Origin of the sequence: Streptomyces sp. NPDC002130 (genome assembly GCF_040296465.1) — a bacterium.
In the GTDB taxonomy this organism is placed as follows: Bacteria; Actinomycetota; Actinomycetes; order Streptomycetales; family Streptomycetaceae; genus Streptomyces.
Window position 1 is genome coordinate 14,552 of sequence record NZ_JBEOXI010000069.1, and the last position, 21,205, is coordinate 35,756.

Annotated in this window: 15 protein-coding genes and 1 pseudogene; 10 read left to right on the forward strand and 6 right to left on the reverse strand. The window is 72.8% G+C overall.

Annotated elements, in window-relative coordinates; translation table 11 throughout:
- Positions 1-21 precede the first annotated feature (21 nt).
- Positions 22-654: a LysE family transporter gene (locus ABT116_RS15890; protein ID WP_351633150.1), complete on the reverse strand. Its 633-nt coding sequence runs from the start codon at positions 652-654 to the stop codon at positions 22-24.
- A 349-nt stretch (positions 655-1,003) separates the two neighbouring features.
- On the opposite strand from ABT116_RS15890, the gene ABT116_RS15895 reads away from it, so the two are divergent.
- Entirely contained in the window at positions 1,004-2,200 is a 1,197-nt protein-coding gene (locus ABT116_RS15895; RefSeq protein ID WP_351633153.1) for a cytochrome P450, read from the forward strand.
- Positions 2,201-2,212: 12 nt separating this feature from the next.
- Positions 2,213-2,410: a ferredoxin gene (locus tag ABT116_RS15900; protein WP_351633155.1), complete on the forward strand. Its 198-nt coding sequence runs from the start codon at positions 2,213-2,215 to the stop codon at positions 2,408-2,410.
- A gap of 9 nt (positions 2,411-2,419) precedes the next feature.
- On the opposite strand, the gene ABT116_RS15905 is transcribed toward ABT116_RS15900, so the two are convergent.
- Positions 2,420-2,971 (reverse strand): TetR/AcrR family transcriptional regulator, encoded by a 552-nt coding sequence (locus ABT116_RS15905; protein ID WP_351633158.1) that lies wholly within the window; start codon positions 2,969-2,971, stop codon positions 2,420-2,422.
- A gap of 95 nt (positions 2,972-3,066) precedes the next feature.
- Here ABT116_RS15905 and ABT116_RS15910 point away from each other — a divergent pair, with 95 nt between their 5' ends.
- The 3 genes from ABT116_RS15910 to ABT116_RS15920 all read left to right on the forward strand — a co-directional run bounded on the left by ABT116_RS15910 (position 3,067) and on the right by ABT116_RS15920 (position 5,179).
- Positions 3,067-3,525, forward strand: a complete 459-nt coding sequence (locus ABT116_RS15910; RefSeq protein WP_351633161.1) for a nuclear transport factor 2 family protein — start codon at positions 3,067-3,069, stop codon at positions 3,523-3,525.
- 28 nt (positions 3,526-3,553) lie between these two features.
- Positions 3,554-4,090: a flavoprotein gene (locus ABT116_RS15915; RefSeq protein ID WP_351633164.1), complete on the forward strand. Its 537-nt coding sequence runs from the start codon at positions 3,554-3,556 to the stop codon at positions 4,088-4,090.
- A 120-nt stretch (positions 4,091-4,210) separates the two neighbouring features.
- Positions 4,211-5,179, forward strand: a complete 969-nt coding sequence (locus ABT116_RS15920) for an aldo/keto reductase (RefSeq protein WP_351633167.1) — start codon at positions 4,211-4,213, stop codon at positions 5,177-5,179.
- Between the two features lie 17 nt (positions 5,180-5,196).
- Here ABT116_RS15920 and ABT116_RS15925 read toward each other — a convergent pair whose 3' ends face one another.
- Complete coding sequence (locus ABT116_RS15925) at positions 5,197-6,039, reverse strand: phytanoyl-CoA dioxygenase family protein (protein WP_351633169.1); 843 nt, start codon at positions 6,037-6,039, stop codon at positions 5,197-5,199.
- A 64-nt stretch (positions 6,040-6,103) separates the two neighbouring features.
- On the opposite strand from ABT116_RS15925, the gene ABT116_RS15930 reads away from it, so the two are divergent.
- Positions 6,104-7,060, forward strand: coding sequence for a helix-turn-helix domain-containing protein (locus tag ABT116_RS15930; protein WP_351633172.1), 957 nt, complete (start codon positions 6,104-6,106; stop codon positions 7,058-7,060).
- A 372-nt stretch (positions 7,061-7,432) separates the two neighbouring features.
- Positions 7,433-10,102, forward strand: a complete 2,670-nt coding sequence (locus ABT116_RS15935) for a ricin-type beta-trefoil lectin domain protein (protein WP_351633175.1) — start codon at positions 7,433-7,435, stop codon at positions 10,100-10,102.
- An 11-nt stretch (positions 10,103-10,113) separates the two neighbouring features.
- Here the strand turns inward: ABT116_RS15935 and ABT116_RS15940 are convergent, their stop codons facing one another.
- Both ABT116_RS15940 and ABT116_RS15945 read right to left on the reverse strand, forming a co-directional pair.
- A complete protein-coding gene (locus ABT116_RS15940) occupies positions 10,114-11,373 on the reverse strand; it encodes an SLC13 family permease (protein WP_351633188.1) in 1,260 nt (419 codons plus the stop codon).
- Between the two features lie 609 nt (positions 11,374-11,982).
- Positions 11,983-14,370: a SpoIIE family protein phosphatase gene (locus tag ABT116_RS15945; protein ID WP_351633177.1), complete on the reverse strand. Its 2,388-nt coding sequence runs from the start codon at positions 14,368-14,370 to the stop codon at positions 11,983-11,985.
- Between the two features lie 256 nt (positions 14,371-14,626).
- Here ABT116_RS15945 and ABT116_RS15950 point away from each other — a divergent pair, with 256 nt between their 5' ends.
- The 3 genes from ABT116_RS15950 to ABT116_RS15960 all read left to right on the forward strand — a co-directional run bounded on the left by ABT116_RS15950 (position 14,627) and on the right by ABT116_RS15960 (position 20,985).
- The gene (locus ABT116_RS15950) at positions 14,627-17,722 is read left to right on the forward strand and encodes a glycoside hydrolase family 2 TIM barrel-domain containing protein (protein ID WP_351633180.1); all 3,096 of its coding nucleotides are present in this window, start codon (positions 14,627-14,629) and stop codon (positions 17,720-17,722) included.
- A 152-nt stretch (positions 17,723-17,874) separates the two neighbouring features.
- Complete coding sequence (locus ABT116_RS15955) at positions 17,875-20,118, forward strand: glycoside hydrolase family 9 protein (protein ID WP_351633183.1); 2,244 nt, start codon at positions 17,875-17,877, stop codon at positions 20,116-20,118.
- A gap of 75 nt (positions 20,119-20,193) precedes the next feature.
- Complete coding sequence (locus tag ABT116_RS15960; RefSeq protein WP_351633185.1) at positions 20,194-20,985, forward strand: alpha/beta fold hydrolase; 792 nt, start codon at positions 20,194-20,196, stop codon at positions 20,983-20,985.
- Here the strand turns inward: ABT116_RS15960 and ABT116_RS15965 are convergent.
- Positions 20,976-21,205 (reverse strand): annotated as a pseudogene (locus ABT116_RS15965) (hypothetical protein); the annotation flags it as partial. The gene ABT116_RS15960 and the pseudogene ABT116_RS15965 overlap by 10 nt on opposite strands.

Genomic DNA, 21,205 nt, shown 5'->3' on the forward strand with positions numbered 1-21,205 from the left:
ATCCGCCGGAAGCACTGAATCTCACCCCGGCGCGAGCGCCATCCGCACGGCCAGCGCCGTCATCACCCCGCTCGCGACCAGCGCCGTCGCCAGCCGCCCCCGATGGCCGGTCAGCGCGCGGCCCAGCAGAGCTCCGCTCCCGGCCAGCAGTACCTGCCAGCTCGCGGAGGCGGCCGAGGCGGCCAGCACGAACCCGCCCTGCTCCAGCGGACCGGCCGGACCGGTGGCCTGGGAACCGAGTACGAGGGCCGCGAAGTAGATGACGGTGGTGGGGTTCAGCAGGGTGATGCCCAGCAGGCTCAGATAGGCCCGGGTGGGACTCGGGGGAGCGGGGGCGGTGCGGGTCGCGAGCCGGTGGCCCCGGTACTCGCGCACGGCGGTGGCAGCGCCCCATGCCGCCAGCGCGAGCAGCACCAGCACGCAGACCCACCGCAGCGGCCCGAGCACCGGCCGCAGTGCCGACGCCAGGGCGGTCCCTCCGAGCGTGGCCGCGAGGGCGTAGAGCCCGTCGGCGGTGGCGACGCCGAGCGCGGCGCAGACACCGGTGCGCAGGGAGGTGCGGGCGGTGAGGGAGACGAGGTAGGTCCCGACGGCGCCCACGGGGACGGCGATGCCGTACCCGGCGAGCAGCCCCGCGACGAGCGCGGCGGTCATGACCGCGGCGGCGTCGGTCCTCCCCGGCGGCCGGACTGCTGCTGTCGGCGCCCGGCAGGAGCGGCGACGGACAGCGGCGGGAGAACGGTGAAGGTAGGCATGGCTGGATCCTGGGGCCTGCCCCGCCGGACCGACAACCGGTTTTCGATCGGCCTCGCCGCACCCGTGCCCCATCACGGACGCCGGCACCGCGAACAGGGGCTGCGATCTCCGGAGCTCGAACGGGAGGACGGCATTCCCCGGCCATCTTGTCGCCGTCGGCGACATGGCCGAACTTCGCGTCGCCTCATAGGTGCCTGGGGCATCTAATGAAGATCGGCACGACGCATTACTCGTCTGCGAGGTCTTCATGACGGACACGACCGCACCCGTCGCCTTCCCCCAGAGCAGGACCTGCCCCTACCATCCGCCCGCCGCCTACGACGCGCTGCGCACCGAACGCCCCCTGACCCGGATCACCATCTTCGACGGCCGCGAGGCCTGGCTCGTCAGCGGGCACGCAACCGCCCGCGCCCTGCTGGCCGACCCGCGCCTGTCGTCCAACCGCGACCAGCCCGGTTTCCCCGCCCCCAGCCGGCGCTTCGCCGGGATCCGCAACCGCAGAACGGCCCTGCTGGGCGTCGACGACCCCGAGCACCGCGCCCAGCGGCGGATGGTCGTCGGGGACTTCACCCTCAAGCGCGCCGTCGAACTCCGGCCACGCATCCAGCGGATCGTGGACGAACGGCTCGACGCGATGATCGCCCAGGGCCCGCCGGCGGACCTGGTGAGCGCCTTGGCGCTGCCCGTGCCGTCCATGGTGATCTGCGCCCTGCTCGGCGTCCCCTACTCCGATCACGACTTCTTCGAGACCCAGTCGCGACGGCTGCTGCGCGGCCCGGAGACCGCCGACGTACTCGACGCCCGCGACCTGCTGGAGACGTACTTCGGCGAACTGATCGACCGCAAACAGCGGGACCCGGGCACCGGCCTGCTGGACGACCTGGTCCACCGGCGGCTGCGCGAGGGCGACCTCGACCGCGAGGGTCTGATCGCCATGGCCCTCATCCTGCTGGTCGCGGGCCACGAGACGACCGCGAACATGATCTCGCTCGGCACCTTCACCCTGCTCCAGCACCCCGAGCGGCTCGCCGAGCTGCGCGCGGACCCTGGGCTGCTGCCGGCCGCGGTCGAGGAGCTGATGCGGATGCTGTCCATCGCGGACGGCATGCTGCGCCTCGCCGTCGAGGACATCGAGGTGGCCGGGACGACGATTCGCAAGGGCGAGGGAGTCGTCTTCGCGACCTCCGTCATCAACCGCGACGAGACGGTCTACCCCGACCCGGACACGCTCGACTGGAGCCGCCCCGCCCGTCATCACGTCGCGTTCGGCTTCGGCATCCACCAGTGCCTCGGCCAGAACCTCGCCCGCGCCGAGCTGGAGATCGCCCTGCACGGCCTCTTCGACCGGCTGCCCGGCCTGCGCCTGGCCGCCCCGGCCGAGGAGATCCCCTTCAAGCCGGGCGACACCATCCAGGGGATGCTGGAACTCCCCGTGACCTGGTAAGGGCCTGCGCACATGCACATCGACATCGACCAGGACGTCTGCATCGGCGCGGGCCAGTGCGCCTTGACCGCCCCGGACGTGTTCACCCAGGACGACGAGGGCTACAGCACCCTGCTGCCGGGCGGCGCGGACGGCGGCAACCCGCTGCTGCGGGAGGCGGCCCGCGCCTGCCCGGTCGGCGCCATCACGGTGTCCGGGACGGTGAGCTGACCTCGGATCTCACCCGGCGCCCAGGAGCCGCCGGGCCGCCTCGCGCGCCTCGGCCGCGGGTTCGGCGCTCCTGGTGACGCCCGCCGTGACCATGGCACCCTCGGCCAGCAGGAACAACTGCCCGGCCAGCGCGTCGGACCGTCCCGTCGCCGCCACGAGCGTGCCGAGATACTCCCGGAACGCCCGCTTGTGCGCACGCACTTGGGCGGCCACGCGCGCCGAGCCGGCGCCCAGCTCGCCGTACGCGTTCAGCCACGCGCAGCCGCGGAAGCCCGGCTCGGCGAACCACTTCCCGAGCCAGTCGAACACCGCCAGGATCCGCTCCTCGGGCTCCGGCAGCCGCTCGACGTACTCGGCCAACTGCCCGCGCCAGCGCGTGTCCCGCCGCTCCAGATACGCCTCCACCAGCTGCTCCTTCGCCGGGAACAACTGGTAGAGGCGCTTGAGCGAGACCCCGGACGTGCCGCGCACCTCGTCCATGCCGACGGACTGCACACCCCGCCCGTAGAACAGCTTCTCGGCGGCGTCCAGCGCCCGCTCCCGAGCCTCTGCCCTGTCCATCTCCGGCCCTCCTTGACGCGAGAACGAGCGTTCTCCTACGGTAGCAGCAGCCACCGGGGAGAACGGTCGTTCTCCCCTGCTGACAGGGAGCATCCATGACCGACCGCCCGCCGCTGCCGCCCTTCACCCGCGAGACCGCCGCCCAGAAGGTCCAGGCCGCCGAGGACGCCTGGAACACCCGCGACCCGCACAAGGTCTCCCTCGCCTACTCGCCGGACTCCGTCTGGCGCAACCGCGACACCTTCGTCACCGGCCGCGCCGAGATCGTCGAGTTCCTGACCCGCAAATGGGAGCGCGAGCAGGAATACGCACTGCGCAAGGACCTGTGGGCCTTCGACGGCAACCGCATCGCCGTCCGCTTCCAGTACGAGTGCAGGGACGCGGGCGGGCAGTGGTGGCGCTCCTACGGCAACGAGCTGTGGGAGTTCGACGAGCACGGCCTGATGGCCCGGCGCGAGGCGAGCATCGACGACGTGCCGATCGAGGAGAACGAGCGCCGCGTCTTCGGCCCCCGGCCGGAGTCGGAACGCGGGGACACCTTCCCCCTCCGGTGAGCCCGGGGGAGTCGCTAGGGTCTCCGGGATGACCGAACAGGCCGCCCGCAAGCCCTTCCTCTACGTCGTCGTCTGCGCCGCCGGCATCGCCGCGGACGTCGGCGAACTGATCACCGCCGCGCAGGAACGGGACTGGGAGGTGGGCGTCATCGCGACGCCCGTCGCCATGAACGGCTTCTTCGACACCGCCGCCGTCGAGGCCCGGACGGGCCGCCGCATACGCTCCGCCTGGCGCACGCCCGGCGAGCCGCGCCCGTTCCCGGCACCCGATGCCGTGGTGGTCGCCCCCGCCACCTTCAACACCCTCAACAAGTGGGCGGCCGGCATCGCCGACACCCTCGCCCTGGGCACCCTGTGCGAGGTCGCGGGGCTCGGGGTGCCGATCGCCGTCCTGCCGTGCGTGGCGGACGCCCTGGCCACCCACCCCGCCTACCGGGACAGCCTCGAACGGCTGCGGGGAATGGGCGTGCGGTTCGGAGAGCCGTACGCGGGAGAGCCCGGGGAGGACGGCAGGCGGCCGGAGTTCGGGTGGAAGCACGCCCTGGACCTGCTCGAACGCCGCTGACGAACCGACCTCGGGCCATGCTCGGACGGCCCGTCAGGCGGCCCGCCCGGCCGCGTCTTCGAGCGCACACGAACACGTACGCTCCCCGTGGAACCCTCCCCGAAGGCAGGAGCAGCAACGATGCAGTACGTGAAGCTCGGTTCGACGGGCCTGGACGTCTCACGGATCTGTCTGGGGTGCATGACCTACGGTCTGCCCGACCGCGGCACCCACGAGTGGACGCTCGACGAGGACGCCTCGCGCCCGCTGATCCGGCAGGCCGTCGAGGCGGGGATCAACTTCTTCGACACGGCCAACGTCTACTCCGACGGCACCAGCGAGGAGATCGTCGGCCGGGCCCTGCGCGACTTCGCCCGCCGCGACGAGATCGTCCTCGCGACGAAGGTGCACGGCCGGATGCGGCCCGGACCGAACGGCGGCGGACTGTCCCGCAAGGCGATCATGACCGAGCTCGACCAGAGCCTCACCCGCCTCGGCACCGACTACGTCGACCTCTACCAGATCCACCGCTTCGACCCGCACACCCCGGTCGAGGAGACGATGGAGGCCCTGCACGACGTCGTCAAGGCGGGCAAGGTCCGCTACATCGGAGCCAGTTCGATGTACGCCTGGCAGTTCTCCAAGGCCCAGTACACCGCCCTGCTGAACGGCTGGACCCGCTTCGTCTCCATGCAGAACCACTACAACCTGATCTACCGCGAGGAGGAGCGCGAGATGCTCCCCCTGTGCGCGGACCAGGGTGTGGGCGTCCTGCCCTGGAGCCCGCTCGCCCGCGGCCGTCTCACCCGGGACTGGGACACCACGACCGAGCGCAGCGCCACCGACGCCTTCGGGGGCAGCCTGTACCAGGAGGGCGACCGCACCATCGTCGAGGCGGTCACCCGCATCGCCGGCGAGCGGGGCGTCCCCCGTGCGCGGGTCGCCCTCGCCTGGCTGCTCCACCAGCCCACGGTGACCGCCCCGATCGTCGGCGCGTCCAAGCCCGGGCATCTGGAGGACGCGGTGGCCGCGGTGGAGATCCGGCTGAGCGACAAGGAGCTCGAGGAGCTCCGGAGCCCGTACGGTCCGCACCCCATCGCCGGGCACTGAACGCGACGTCCCGAAGGTCAGTGGGGCCCCTGCGGCGCGAACTCCGTCCCGCAGGGGCCCGCCCCCGCGCTCTCCGCCAGCTCCACTCTCGCCCCGCTCATCGCCAGCGTCCGGTAGAACCGCCCGATCCGCTCCGTCGACCGGCCCACGTAGTGCCCGATGAACGACCGCCGGAACCGGTCCGCCGCCCGGTTCGGCTGCGACCCGTGCACCAGGCTCCCGTTGAAGAACAGGACGTCCCCCGGCGCCATGTCCACCGGCACCGGCGCCAGCCCCGCCGGCGGCGGAACGTACTCCCGGGCGAAGGACACGTCCGCGTCGGCCTGCTCCGGGCAGAACAGGTCCATGAGATGCGTGCCCGGCACGACCTCCAGCCCGCCGTTCTCCCGGTCGATCACGTCGAGGGCCATCCAGGCCGCCACACACGTGCCCGGCTCCACCCTGAGGTAGAAGTTGTCCTGGTGCAGCGCCTGCCCCCGGGCCCCCGGCGGCTTGAAGTAGAACATGCTCTGCGCGGCCAGCACCTCCTCCCCGAGCAGCGCCTCCAGAACCGTCCGCAGCCGGGCGTCGAGCAGGACCTCACGCGCGAGGTCGTTGATCTCGTGCGGGTGCATCACCCGGGGCCACACGTGCAGGGGATCCACACCCGGCCCGTCCACCGCGCGCGGCTCGAAGTGCCCGGGCACCGGCCCGGCCGCCCGCAGTGCCGCGAACTCCGCGCACAGCCGGTCGATCTCGTCGGCCCCGAAGAGCCCGCGCACCACCGTGAAACCGTCCTCCTCGAACTCCTCCCGGTACCGCCGGAGCCCTTCGCGGTCCAGGATGGAGGTGCCGACGGCACCGTTGCCCGTGACTGTCATGAACGCACTCCTCCGGTCGGGTGTCCTCGGTCGGAAACGCTAGGCCCCCCGGCCGGAGAGGAGGATGCCCGTGCGTGCTGACGGATTGCCCGAGACTGCTGCGACGGGAAACACCCGGAACGCCGGGAAGAGCGGGAACGCCGGGGATCCCGCACCGCCGCCCGGGCTGGTCGTACTGGGCCACTTCGACCAGCCTCCCGGGTACGGCGTCAACCGGCCGCACGGATCCGCGAGCTGGCTCTTCACCTGGACCACCGCAGGCCGGGGCCGGCTGTGGCAGGGCGGTGCGCACACCTCGGCCGGAGCGGGCGCACTGGTCGTGCTCGCCCCGGGCGTCCCGCACGGCTACGGCGTCGAGCCCGGCGCCCGGCACTGGCGGTTCTGGTGGGCGCACTGCCAGGCCCGCCCGTCCTGGGCCGCGTGGCTGCGGCCGTACGACGCCGGTCACGGGATGTACGTGGTCACCGCCGCTCCGGCCGGGGTGCACGGCCGCGTCGGGACGGCGTTCCGGCGGATGCACGCCGACGCCCGCTGGACCGGCACCGGAGCACCGCCCGACGGGTCACCCCCGGACGCGCAGGTCGCCGTGGCCCACGGCAGCGCTGCCCGCGAACTGGCCCTGTGCGCACTCGAGGAGATCGTCCTCCTCACCACCGCCGGCGCCCGGCCGCCAGCTCCCCGGCCCGGCCTCGACGCACGGATCCGTCGCGCACAGGAGCTGATTGACGCCGACCCGGGCGCCCCGCACACCGTCCGCTCGCTCGCGGAGGGTGTCGCCCTGTCGCCGTCCCGTTTCGCCCATCTTTTCAGCAGTCAGCTCGGCCGCTCGCCCATGCGTGCCCTGCGCGAGGCGCGGCTGCGCCATGCCGCCCGGCTGCTGGAGAACACCGACCTGCCCGTGGAACGCGTCGCCGTGGCCTCGGGGTTCGTCAGTCCGTTCCACTTCAACCGCGCCTTTCACGAGCGCTACGGGGCACCACCCGGGGCGTACCGCACGAGGCACGGCCGTTCGCCCGGCTGAGCACCGCTATTGGTTGTGCCGCGGACCCCGAAAGGCCGGTGCGGAAACGCCGCCGACCGCGTGAGCTGCTGCTCAGGGGCTGACTCAATGGTTTCCGGGCGACGGGCGGGGCGGGTAAATGTGAGTCGTAAAAAAGGGGGCAGACGGCGCGGAAATGCCTTTGGCTCCACCGGCTGACTTCTTGTCAAAAGGCGCTCCCGGCCCACGCAATGCACGAAACCGCGAGATCTCTTGTTCCCTGTCCCTGACCTGTGCAAAGGTGTGCCCTGTCGGCGTGCCCCCACACGCCTTTCTTTCGTATGCGCGAGGCCGTCGGCCGGCATACCCCTTGGTACGGACTTTAGTCCGCATGTCCTTGAGAGGAATGCAGCCGTGAAAGACGCAGGCCCGTCGAATTCCCCGGCCTCGGCCCACGGGTTCGGCGCGACGGACGAGCAACTGAGCGCGGAGCTCAGGAAGTGGACCGGGGCGACGCCCGCACTCCACCCCGTCGGTGAACTGCTGGACCGGCACTGGGAGGCGGCCTTCGCCTACGCCCGGCTGTGCACCGACGGTCCGCGCTCCGCGGGCATGCTCACCACCGCGGCTTTCACCCGGCTCTTCGGCGAGACCCTACGGCAGAACGGCCCGACCTCCGCGTGGCGGTCCCATCTGCTCGTCACGGTGCGGCGGATCGCGGCCGAGTGGGCGGGCGACCACCGATGCGACATGCTCCACCCGGAGCTGCTGGCCGGTACCGGCGAGGGGGAGCGTCCCGCCTCCCGTCTGCTGCCGACGCGGCACCGGCGCCTGCTGTCCGGGGCCTTCCAGCGGCTCCCCCAGTCCGCCCGCTGCCTGCTGTGGCACGTCGAGGTCGAGGCCGAACCGCTCGCCTCCCCGGCCGCGTTGCTGGGCCTGGACGAGGAGGGCGCGCGCGTCGAACTGGACCGGGCCCGGGACCGGCTGCGCGAGGAGTGCCTCCAGCTCCACCGCGAACTCGCCCCCGACGAGGAGTGCCGGCGCTATCTGCGCCTGCTCGACGTGACGTACCGGCGTGGGGGTCTCGACATCGACCCGGATCTACGCGCGCATATCGAGGGCTGCGGGCACTGCAGCGCCGCCGCGGACCAGCTCGACCAGTTCAACCACGGCCTCGGCGTGGCCCTGTCGGAAGGGGTGCTGGGCTGGGGCGGGCGGGGTTATGCGGAGAGCCGGACGAGTGAGGCGGGGGAGACCGCCGGGGGTGGGCGCGCCGCGGAGCGCGAGCGGCCCGGGGGAGCGGCCGGTGCGGCCGCCGCCGGGTTCCCGGCCGGTGCGGCGCGCGAGCTGTTCCCGGATCCGGTGGCCCTGGCGCGCGAGGTCTTCCCGGAACCGGCCGGCATGGCGTACGAGATCATGCCGGACCCGGTCCGTGCGGCGCGTGAGGCTTTCCCGGGGCCGACGGGTGAGGGGGGCGAGGCCTTTCCCGGGCCGGTGGGTGAGTCCCGTGAGGCCTTTCCGGGGCCGGTGGGTGAGTCCCGTGAGGCCTTTCCGGGGCCGGTGGGTGAGTCCCGTGAGGCCTTGCCTGGGCCGACGGGTGAGGCGCGTGAGGGTGTCCCCGTCCCGCCGCGTGCGGCGCGCAAGGTGTTTCCCGGTCCGGCCCGAGCGGCGCGCAAGAGCCTGACGGATCTGGCTCGTGCGGCACGCGAGGGCTTTCCGGGGCCGACGGGTGAGGCGCGTGAGGGTGTCCCGGTCCCGCCGCGTGCGGCGCGCAAGGTGTTTCCCGGTCCGGCCCGTCCGGCGCGCGAGGGCCTCGTGGGTCCGGCCGGTGTGGCGCGAGAGGGCTTTTCCGACCCGGCCGGCACGGTGGGTGGGGTGTTCCCTTCCCCGCCGGCGCGTGAGGCTTTTTCCGGGCCGGCCGGCGGAGGGCGTGAGGTCTTCCCGGACCCGGTCGCCCTCGCCGGCGTGGTCGGGGAGTCGTTCACCGAGCCGGGCGGCCCGGCGGCCGTACTGCCGCCCCTTCCCCGGGACGGGAGCGGCGACCCGGCCGGGGACACGGCACAGGCTCCGGCCGGCGCGGGCCACTCCCTGCCGACTGCCACCGTGACCCCGGCCCACCGGCCCGAAGGCTCGCGAACCGCCGCCCGAAAGTCAGCCAGATCCGCCCACAGGGCGGCCCGCCGTGTCGCCCGGCGGCGCAATCTCACCGTGGGCATCCTGACCGTCAGCGGCCTTGTCGTCCTGCCACTGGTCCTGTGGTCCACCGGCGACTCCGGCGACAGCGCCCCGGCCGGCGCGGACCGGCCCGCCGGGGAGGCGCCGGACCAGGACGCGGGCGAGGCGGGCACCGACCCGTCCCGGACCGGCGCGGGTGACGCACGGAAGGGCGCCCTGCGCGGCCGGCTGCACAACGTCGACTCGGACCTGTGCGTCGGCATCGACGGCAAGAAGGCCGTCGAGGGCGGGGAGGCCGAGCTGACGACCTGCTCCGCGGACGCCGCCCAGCAGTGGACGTACGAGACCGACGGACTGCTGCGCAACGGCGCCGCGCCGGACCTGTGCCTGGACTCGCAGCTCGGCTACTCGGTCCGGCTGGCCCCCTGCGCGGGCGCCTCCGGGCCGGACCCGAAGAACATCCGCTACGACTTCACCCTGCAGGGCGCCCTGGTGCCCCGCTGGGACCAGGACCTCGCCCTGGCCCCGGCCGCGACCGACGGCTCGGGAGCCCTGGTCGTCAAGACCCGGGCGGACGACGACGCGCAGCGCTGGGTGATCGACACCTCCAAGGCCGAACTCAAGATGCAGGCCGTCAACTGGAGCGCCGGCGTTCCGACAGCCCGCTCCGCAGCCACGCCCGCCCCCACTCCCGCGCCGTCGAAGACACCCGATCCCGAACCGACCCCGTCCCCGGCCTCCTCGGCCCCGGAGCCGACGCCGAGCAGCCCGGCCGCCACCGACTCGTCCTGCCACCGCTACGGCTACTACTGCGACTCCGACGGCCGGTACGGCAACCCCGGCTACGGCTACCCCGGATACGGGTACGGCTACGGCGGCTACGGCCACGGGGGAGACGGCCGCCGCTGACGGGCGTGGGCTCAGGCACCGAGGACGGTCAGCGACAGCCACAGGGCGGCCACGGCCGACACCAGCGCGGCCGGTACGGCGAGCAGTCCGAGCCGTGTGAACTCGCCGAGCCCGACCCGGTGCCCGTCCTGCTGGACGATCCGCCGCCACAGCAGGGTCGCCAGCGATCCGGCGTAGGTCAGGTTGGGACCGATGTTCACACCGAGCAGCACCGCCAGCACGGCACCGGGACCGGACCCGGCGGTCAGGGGCAGTAGCACCAGCACCGCGGGCAGGTTGTTGATGAGGTTCGCCAGGACGGCGGCCAGCGCGGCCACGCCCAGCAGTGTGAGCAGCCCCGAACCGTGGGGCAGGACACGCCGCAGCGCGTCGGCGAGCCCATGGTCGACGACCGCGCGCACGACGACGCCGAGCGCGAGCACGAACGCCAGGAACGCCGGGGCCGCCGACCGCACCACCGTGAGAGGCGTGGCCCGGCGCCGCACCAGCGCCCGCCCGGCCAGCACCAGCGCACCGGCCGTCGCGGCCCAGGCCGGCGCGATCCCCACGGCGGAGGCGACGACGAACCCGGCGAGCGTGCAGCCGACGGTGACGAGGGCGAACAGCGGGAGCGGTTCGGGACGCGGGGCGGGGTCGGGGGAGGGCACGGGAGCCGCGAGTTCGTCGTCGAAGAAGCGCCGGAACACCAGGTACTCGGCGGCGATGGCGACCAGCCAGGGCAGTGCCATCAAGGCAGCGAAGCGGGTGAAGCTCAGGCCGCTCGCGGTGAAGGCCAGCAGATTGGTCAGGTTGGAGACCGGCAGCAGCAGCGAGGCGGTGTTCGACAGATGGGCGCACGCGTACAGGTGCGGCCGTGCCTGCACGCCCATGCGGGTGGCGGTGGCGAGCACCACCGGAGTCAGCAGGACGACCGTGGCGTCCAGACTGAGCACGGCCGTGATGACGGACGCCAGCGCGAACACCGCGGTCAGCAGCCGTGTGGGGCGCCCCGCCGCCCAGCGGGCCATCCACGACCCGCAGGCGGTGAAGAGTCCTTCGACGTCGCAGAAGTGGGCGAGCACCAGCACGGCGGCGAGGAAGCCGACCACGGGCCCGAGCCGCTGGATCTCCTCCCAGGCGTGCTCCGGCGAGATCACCCCGAGGGCGATGGCGAGGCCGGCGGCGGGCACGGCCAGCACGGCCTCGGGCAGGCCCTTCGGACGGGCGACGGCCCAGACGAGCACGGCGGCCAGCAGCGTCACGGACAGGACTTCGGCGAGCGGGGTGTTCAGGGCGAGGTCCTCCGGAGCGTGATCTGGCGTGCGCGCCCATGAAACCAGGCGCTGGTAAGAGAACGTCGGCGGGCCTGCCGTCCTGGCCGGGCCCGCCGCCCGTCGCCCGTCGCGAAGACCGTCACGAGCCACTGCCCGACACCGACCACCCGCCTACCGGACCGGAGCGCAGGCTCGTTCTCGCCGGTTGAGCGGGCTGGGTCTGTGATCTGGGGGTTGGGGGGTGTGCGCTCGGTTCCACCGGTTGAGTGGGCCGGGTCTGTGCGGATGGTCTGGGGGTTGGGGGGTGTGCGCTCGGCTCCACCGGTTGAGCGGGCTGGGTCTGTGCGGATGGTCTGGGGGTTGGGGGGGCTGTGCGCTCGGTTCCGCCGGTTGAGCAGGCCGGGGCCGTGCGGATCGTCTGGGGGCTGGCGGGCGCGCGCTGGGTTCCGCCGGTTGAGCGGGCTGGGGCTGTGCGGATCGTCTGGGGGCTCGGGGCGTGCGTTCGGTTCTCGCCGTGAGCAGGCCCGCTCCGCCCAGATCGGCTGGGGGCGCGCGAGCGTACGCTCAGACCTCGCCGTCGGGCAGGCCCGCTCCGCCCAGAGATGCTGGGGGCGCGCGAGCGTACGCTCAGAGCTCGTCGCCGAGCAGGGCCAGCTCCGCCCAGATCGTCTTGCCCTCGCCGGTGTGCCTGCTGCCCCACCGCTGGGTGAGCTGGGCGACCAGGAGCAGACCGCGGCCGCCCTCGTCCCAGGTCTTCGCCCGGCGCAGGTGCGGAGCCGTGTGGTTGGTGTCGGACACCTCGCAGATCAGCGTGGCCGCGTCATGGATCAGCCGGAGCCGGATGGGCGGGGCGCCGTAGCGGATGGCGTTGGTGACCAGCTCGCTCACCACCAGCTCGGCGGTGAACGTGGCTTCGAGCAGCCCCCAGCGCTCCAGCTGGTCGACGACCTGCTTGCGGATGGGCGCCACCAGTGCCGGGTCGGCGGGGATGTCCCAGGTGGCCACCTGGGCGGACGGCAGCCCGCGGGTGCGGGCCAGCAGCAGGGCCACGTCGTCGCTGGAGCCGCCCGGCGGGAGGAGGGTGTCCAGCACGCGGTCGCAGGTCTCGTCCAGGGAGCCGGAGGAGGCCGACAGGGCCTCGCGGAGCATGCGGCCGCTCGTATCGACGTCCCGCTCACGGCTCACGAGCAGCCCGTCCGTGTGGAAGGCCAGGACGCTGCCCTCGCGCAGCTCCACCTCTGCGGCCTCGAACGGCAGCCCCCCGACACCCAGCGGTGGCCCCGAGGGCAGATCGAGCTGGTGCGCCGGGCCGCCCGGCGGCACCAGCAGGGGCAGGGGATGCCCGGCCCGGGCCAGCGTGCAGCGCCGTGACACCGGGTCGTACACCGCGTACAGGCAGGTCGCGCCCACCTCCCCGGTGCCGTCGTCCCCGCCGGACTCCTCCGACAGCCGGACGACGAGGTCGTCGAGGTGGGTGAGGAGTTCGTCGGGCGCCAGGTCGATGTCGGCGAGCGTGCGGACGGCCGTGCGCAGCCGGCCCATCGTGGCCGAGGCCTGGATGCCGTGGCCCACGACGTCGCCCACGATCATGGCGACCCGCATGCCCGACAGCGGGATCACGTCGAACCAGTCTCCGCCCACGCCGGAACGGGTGGCCGGCAGATAGCGGGAGGCCGCCTCCACCGCCGCGGTGCGCGGCAGGGTGCGGGGCAGCAGGCTGCGCTGGAGCGTGAGGGTCGTCTCGCGCTCACGGGAGTAACGGCGGGCGTTGTCGATGCAGACGGCGGCCCGGGCCGTGACCTCCTCGGCCAGCAGCACGTCGTCGGGGGTGAACGCCTCGGGACGCCGGAAACGGGTGAAGACCGCCACGCCGAGCGTCGTGCCCCGGGCCTGGAGCGGGACGGACATCGTGGAGTGGATGCCGTACTCCTGCATCCGCTGGAAACGCACCGGGTCCCAGGCCAGCCAGCGCTCGAGGCCGCCCGACGCGCCCGAGGCCACGACCGTGTGCCCCGCGACCAGGGAGGCGGCCTGCGGGGAGTTCTCCGGGTAGACGTCCACCTGCCCCGGCTTGGCGACGGCCTCCGGGCTGCCCTTGTTGACCGACTGGTGGGCGGACCGGCGCAGACTCAGCGGCGGAATCGGCGGCCCGGCGGGCTCGCCGCCCTGCTCCTGCGGGTCGAGCAGGTCGACGCTGACGAAGTCGGCGAGCGCCGGCACGCACACGTCCGCCAGCTCCTGGGCCGTACGGGTGACGTCGAGGGTGGTGCCGATGCGCACGCTCGCCTCGTTGACCAGCTGCAGCCGCTCCCGTGACCGGTACTGGTCGGAGAAGTCGTGGGCGGTCACGCACACGCCCCGTACCTGGCCGGTGCCGTCGGTGAGCGGCGCCATCCTGGCCAGCCAGGCGTGTGCCGCCCGGCTCTCACCGGTCGCCTTCATGTACGTCTGCATGTCCTGCCGCCGGCCGGTGCTCAGCACCCGGCGCAGATTCTCCTCGAGCTCGGCGTTCGGTGGCCGACTGCCGATGTCGGTGGGCTTCAGGCCCAGCATCCGCCCGGCGGGCAGTCCCAGGAGGTCCGCCATCGCCTCGTTGACGCCGCGCAGCCGCAGCCGCTCGTCGAAGATCATCGTGGCGCAGGGCGACTGGGTCAGGGCCATGCGCACCAGCGGGTCGTCCGGAAGCCCCTGGCCGGCGGCCTCCGGCGGGGACACCGCCAGCCAGTCGATCGCCTCGGCTCCGTCGGGCGGTCTGCGGTGGGCGAGCACCCAGAGGGACACCGGGTGGCCGTCGCGGTGGCGCAGGGTGAGTGTGCCGCTCCAGCGGGAGTCGTCCGGCACGGACGGCGGGTCCGCGCCGTCGGCCAGCAGCGCGGCGGCCGGGCGGCCCACGACCTCGGCGGCCGTGTGACCCAGCAGACGGCGGGCGCCCTCGCTCCACTCCGTGAGCGTGCCGTCGACGGCGATGACGGCGCGGGCGGCCACGCCGTCGTCGAACGCCTCGTCCTGACTCATCGTCGCGACTCCATACGGACACTCACAGTGAACAGGGAAGTCAGTTGAGTTCCAGCGTAGTCCGTAGGCGCCCGGCGTGGACCGGTAACCCCGGTGTCGCCTCCCCGGCAGGGGGCGAGGGGCACATCCGGCCGAAGTGATCGCCGGGGCAGAAGGACCCCGCCGCACCCTTGACGTCCGGGTATGACGCCTCGACAGAATCTGTTTGTTCGCGATCAGTTGTGAGTACTTCTGGGCCCTCGTGAGGGAGAGTTCCATGTCGGTCACGCGCAGATCGGTCCTGTTCGCCTCCGCGGCCACGCCGGCGGCCGGAGTTTTGCTCGGTGCCCCGGAGGCGTGGGCCGCCGGGGAGGCCCGCGGCGGGCCCGGCCGCCGGATGGTCGCACTGCGCGACGGCTGGCGCTTCGCTCTGGTGAACCCGGGCGGCATCACCGACCCGACCGGCGCCTACGCCGACGCGCATCTCCCCGGCTACGACGACTCCGAATGGCGCGAGACGGCCGTCCCGCACGACTGGAGCATCGAGCAGACGCCCACCACCGAGCACGGCACCACCAGCGGCACCGGTTTCCTGCCCGGCGGCCTGGGCTGGTACCGCCTGGCCTTCACCCTGCCGCCCACCCTCGACGGCAAGCGCGTCTCGGTGGAGTTCGACGGCGTCTACATGGACTCCACCGTCTACTGCAACGGTACGGAGGCCGGCCGCCACCCCTACGGCTACACCGGCTTCGCCCTCGACCTCACCGACCTGGTGCACACCGACGGCACCACCGAGAACGTGATCGCCGTCGAGGTCCGAAACCGGCTCCCCAGCAGCCGCTGGTACTCGGGCAGCGGCATCTACCGCGAGGCCCGCCTGGTGATCACCGAGCCGGTGCACGTGGCCCGCTGGGGCACCCGCGTCACCACACCCGAGATCTCCGCCGAGCGTGCCGTCGTACGGGTGGCCACCTCCGTCGTCGACGCCTCCGGCGAGGGCGCGGACGTCGAGGTCGTCTCCCGGATCACCGACCGCAAGGGACGCACGGTCGCCCGTACCTCCTCCACCGCGGCCGTCACCGGCGAGCGCACCGAGACCCACGAACTGACGGTCACAAGACCGCAGTTGTGGGACTTCGCGACACCGCACCGCTACACCCTGCACACCGAACTGCGCGTCGGCGGCCGAACCACCGACACCTACCGCACGGTCTTCGGCTTCCGCACCTTCCGCTTCGACCCGGACGAGGGCTTCTTCCTCAACGGCGCCCACCACAAGATCAAGGGCGTCGACCTCCACCACGACCTGGGCGCACTCGGTGTCGCCGTCAGCATCGACGCCGTCCGCCGGCAGCTGGAGATCATGCGCTCCATGGGCGTCAACGCCCTGCGCACCTCGCACAACCCGCCCGCGCCCGAGGTGATCCAGGTCTGCGAGGAGCTCGGCGTCGTCCTGCTGGTGGAGGCGTTCGACTGCTGGCGGACCGGAAAGAACCGGTACGACTACGGCCGCTTCTTCGACGAGTGGTGCGAGAAGGACGCGACCGAGATGGTGCGGGCGGCCCGCAACTCGCCCGCCGTGCTCGCCTGGTCCATCGGCAACGAGGTCCCCGACTCCACCTCGACCGCCGGTCTCGCCATGGCCGACCGGATCATCGACGCGATCAGGGCCGCCGACGACACCCGCCCGCTGGTCATCGGCTCCGACAAGTACCGCCGCCTGCCCGCCAAGGGCTCCGCGGCCGACCTGATGCTGGCCAAGCTGGACGGGCTCGGCCTCAACTACAACACCGCCAAGTCGGTGGACCAGCTGCACGCCGCCTACCCGCACCTGTTCCTCTTCGAGTCCGAGTCCTCCTCGGAGACCTCCACCCGCGGCGCCTACCAGGAGCCGGAGCGCCTCAACACGGGCGAGAATCACACCCCGGGCAGACGCGCGACCTCCTCCTACGACAACAACCTCGCCTCCTGGACCATGAGCGGCGAGTACGGCCACAAGAAGGACCGGGACCGCAAGTGGTTCGCCGGCCAGTTCCTCTGGTCGGGCATCGACTACATCGGCGAACCCACGCCCTACGACGTCTTCCCGGTCAAGGCGTCCTTCTTCGGGGCGGTCGACACGGCGGGCTTCCCGAAGGACATGTACCACCTGTTCCGCAGTCAGTGGACCAGCGAGCCGATGGTCCACCTGCTGCCGACGACCTGGAACCACGACAAGGGCGACACGGTCGAGGTCTGGGCGTACGCCAACGTCGACACCGTCGAGCTGTACCTCAACGGGACGTCCCTCGGTGTACGGCGGTTCGACACCAAGAAGACCGTGGACGGCCGCGCGTACCTGGAGACGACCGAGGCGACCGGTGACGACAAGACCTTCACCGACGGCCCCCACCCGGGCAGCTACACCAGCCCCAACGGCAGCGCCGGCAAACTCCACCTGACCTGGCGGGTGCCCTTCGAACCGGGCGAGCTGAAGGCCGTCGCACGGCGGGGCGGCAAGGTGGTCGCCACCGACGTGCTGCGCACCGCCGGAGCCCCGCACGCGATACGGCTCACCGCGGACCGCGGGTCCGTCGCCGCGGACGGCCGTTCCCTGGTCTTCGTGACCGCCGAGGTCGTCGACCGCCGCGGCGTGCTGGTGCCCGACGCGGAGCACCTGCTGTCCTTCACGGTGACGGGAGGTTCCCTCGCCGGTCTCGACAACGGCCGACAGGAGAGTGCCGAGCGCTACCAGGCGAGCACCCGGACCGCATTCCACGGCAAGGCCCTCGCCATCGTCCGGTCCGGTACGAAGGCCGGCGCGGTGAAGGTGACCGCCCGCGCCGAGGGGCTGCGCGCGGGCACGGCTACCGTACGGGCCACCCGGGCCGAGGACCGGGCCGAGACCGTGCCGCCCGCCTTCGAACCCGCGCACCCGGCCCCTGTCGGCCACCCGCACGCGGACGCGAGCTACTCCGGCCGTCCCGACACCCTTCCCGCCGCCATGCTCGACGGCGACCCGGCCACGGGCTGGTCCAACGGCTTCTTCAAGCAGGCCACGGCGCTGCTGCCCGCCTTCGACGGCGCGCGGACCGAGGACTGGGTCTCGGTCGACCACGGGCGCGCCCGCGGCTTCGACCGGGTGGACGTCTCCTTCACCGTGGACGCCACCCACAGCCTGCCCGCCACGGTCGACGTGGCGGTGTGGGACGGCCGCGCGTGGCAGGCCGCGCGGGACACCGGGATCAGCTGGGCGGCCGCCTCCGACACCCCCACCGTGATCACGTTCCAAGCCCTCCGCGGCTCCCGGATCCGGCTCACCCTGACGAGCCGCCACCCCGGCGAGCCACGCGGTGCGATCCGCATCAGCCGGCTGGACACCCCGGCCGCCTGAACCCCGGGCGCCACGGTCCGGACGGGTGGAGAACAGCCAGTCCCGTCCGGACCGTTGACGCGGCGTCACATCTGCCACAACCATGGCCTGCGTCCGCATCTGGGAGCGCTCCCATGCCGAGCGCCACCCGCACCTCCCGGAGGAGCCCAGACGTGAAACGACGCAGAACCGCCCTGCTGTCCCTGACGGCCCTGCTGGCCACCGCGCTCACCGCGTTGCCGTCGGCGCCTGCCGGGGCCGACGAGGTCGAGCAGGTCAAGAACGGCACCTTCGACACCGACACCGCACCCTGGTGGACGACCAGCAACGTCACCGCGGGCGTCTCCGACGGCCGGCTCTGCGCCGACGTCCCCGGCGGCACCACCAACCGCTGGGACGCCGCCGTCGGGCAGAACGACATCACCCTCGTGAAGGGGGAGTCGTACCGCTTCTCCTTCAGCGCGACCGGGACGCCCGCCGGGCACGTGGTGCGGGCGATCGTGGGCCTGTCGGTGTCGCCGTACGACACCTACCACGAGGTGTCGCCGCAGCTCAGCGTCTCCGGCGACACCTACTCCTACACCTTCACCTCACCCGTCGACACCGCGCAGGGCCAGGTCGGCTTCCAGCTCGGCGGCAGCGCGGACCCCTGGCGCTTCTGCATGGACGACGTCTCGCTGCTCGGCGGGGTGGCGCCGGAGCCGTACGAGCCCGACACCGGTCCCCGGGTCCGCGTCAACCAGGTCGGCTACCTGCCGGCCGGGCCCAAGAACGCCACCCTGGTCACCGACGCCACGGCGAAGCTGCCCTGGCAGCTCAAGAACTCCACCGGGACGGTGGTCGCCCGGGGAACGACCCTGCCGCGCGGCGTCGACGCCTCCTCCGGGCAGAACGTCCACTCGATCGACTTCGGCGCCTACCGCACGAAGGGCTCGGGCCTCACGCTCGTGGCCGACGGCGAGACCAGCCGCCCCTTCGACATCGACGCGAGGGCCTACGAGCGGCTCCGCCTCGACTCGGCGAAGTACTACTACACCCAGCGCAGTGGCCTCGCGATCCGCGACGACCTGCGGCCCGGCTACGGCCGCCCGGCCGGTCACGTGGGCGTGGCACCCAACAAGGGCGACACCTCGGTGCCCTGCCAGCCCGGCGTGTGCGACTACACCCTCGACGTCAGCGGCGGGTGGTACGACGCCGGCGACCACGGCAAGTACGTCGTCAACGGCGGCATCTCCACCTGGGAGCTGCTCAGCACCTACGAGCGCGCCCGGCACGCCCGCACCGGGCAGGCGGACAAGCTGCGCGACGGCACGCTCGCCATCCCCGAGAGCGGCAACAGGGTCCCGGACATCCTCGACGAGGCACGCTGGGAGCTGGAGTTCCTGCTGAAGATGCAGGTGCCCGACGGCAAGCCGCTGGCCGGCATGGCCCACCACAAGATGCACGACGAGCAGTGGACCGGCCTGCCGCTGATGCCGAGCGACGACCCGCAGAAGCGCGAACTGCACCCGCCGTCCACCGCCGCCACCCTGAACCTGGCCGCCACGGCCGCGCAGGCCGCCCGTCTGTACCGGCCGTACGACAGGGCGTTCGCCGACAAGGCCCTGGCCGCCGCCCGCAAGGCCTGGTCGGCCGCGCTCGCGCACCCCGGCCGCTACGCCTCCGAGAGCGACGGCATCGGCGGCGGCGCCTACGCCGACAGCGACGTCACCGACGACTTCTACTGGGCGGCGGCCGAGCTGTACCTGTCCACCGGGGAGAAGCGGTACGAGGAGTACGTCCTGAAGTCCCCGGTCCACACGGCCGACCTCTTCAAGCCCATCGGCTTCGACTGGGCCCGCACCGGCCCGGCGGGGCGGCTCGACCTGGCGACCGTGCCGAACAAGCTGCCCGGCCGGGACGCGGTGCGCCGGTCCGTCGTCAAGGGCGCCGACCGTTACCTGGCCACCCTCGAGGCACACCCCTACGGCATGCCGTACGCGCCCGACGGCCACACCTACGACTGGGGCTCCAGCCACCAGGTCCTCAACAACGCCGTCGTCCTCGCCACCGCGTACGACATCACCGGCGCCTCGAAGTACCGGGACGGCGCGCTGCAGAGCATGGACTACATCCTGGGCCGCAACGCGCTGAACATCTCCTACGTCACCGGCTACGGCGAGGTCAGCGCCCAGAACCAGCACAGCCGCTGGTACGCCCACCAGCTCGACCCCGCTCAGCCCAACCCGCCGAAGGGCACCCTCGCGGGCGGGCCGAACTCGAGCATCCAGGACCCCTACGCACAGAGCAAACTCCAGGGCTGCGTCGGCCAGTTCTGCTACATCGACGACATCCAGTCCTGGTCGACCAACGAGCACACGATCAACTGGAACGCCGCTCTGACCCGCATGGCCTCCTTCGTGGCGGACCAGGGGTAGAACCGGGCAGCGGTGCCGCGTGCCGGGGGAGTCCGCCGGGAGGACGCCTCCGGCACGCGCGCGTAGCCTGGTGTCATGCCAGCGGTGCGGGTCGACGGCATCGAGGTCGCGTACGACCGGGTGGGCCAGGGCCCGCCCCTCGTGCTCGCGCACGGCGCCACGGCGGACGCCCGGCTGTTCCGCCCCCAGGCCGAGGATCTGGCCGACGAGTTCACCGTCGTCGCCTGGGACGAGCCGGGCGCCGGCCGCTCCTCCGACGTCCCTGCCTCCTTCACCCTCGCCGACTACGCCCGCTGTCTGGCGGCCGTGATCGAGGACGTGGCCCTCGGCCCCGCCCACGTCCTCGGCGCCTCCTGGGGCGGGACCGTCGTGCTGGAGCTCTACCGGCACCACGCCGGGCTCGTGCGGACGCTGCTGCTCGTCGACACCTACGCGGGCTGGAAGGGCTCGCTGCCTGCGGCGGAGGTGCGGTCCCGGGCCGAGGGGGCGGAGCGGATGCTCGCGGTCCCGGCCGAGGCGTTCGCACCGACCGTGCCGGGTCTGTTCGCCGGGCAGCCGCCCGCCGAAGCCGTACGCCTGCTGTCCGTGATGTCGGCCGACACCCGGCCCCAGAGCATGCGGACCGAGCTCACCGTCATGGTCGAGGCCGACCAGCGGGACCTGCTGCCGCGGATCGCGGTACCGACGCTCCTGCTCTGGGGCGAGCTCGACACCCGCTCACCCGTGGACCCCGTGGCCCACCAGTTCCTCGAAGCGATCCCGCGCGCCACGCTGGTCGTGCTCCCGGGCATCGGGCACCTCAGCAACATCGAGGCGCCGGAGCCGTTCAACCGCACGGTCCGGGAGTTCTGCCGCGCTCACTCCTGATCGGGCCCCGTCACCGCCCGGCGCCGCTGTTCGTGGCCGACGAGGTCTCCGGGCCGTTCATGCGCGGTCAGGGTGTGCAGCCGGGCCCGGTCGAGCGGCTCGTGCACCTCGACGTACTCGCCGTGCGCCAGCCGCTTGATCACCCCCGTCGCCCGGCCGTGCGCCACGAGCTCCCTGTCGCCCGGCCCCCGCGCGTGAGGTTCGGCAAGACGATGCAATC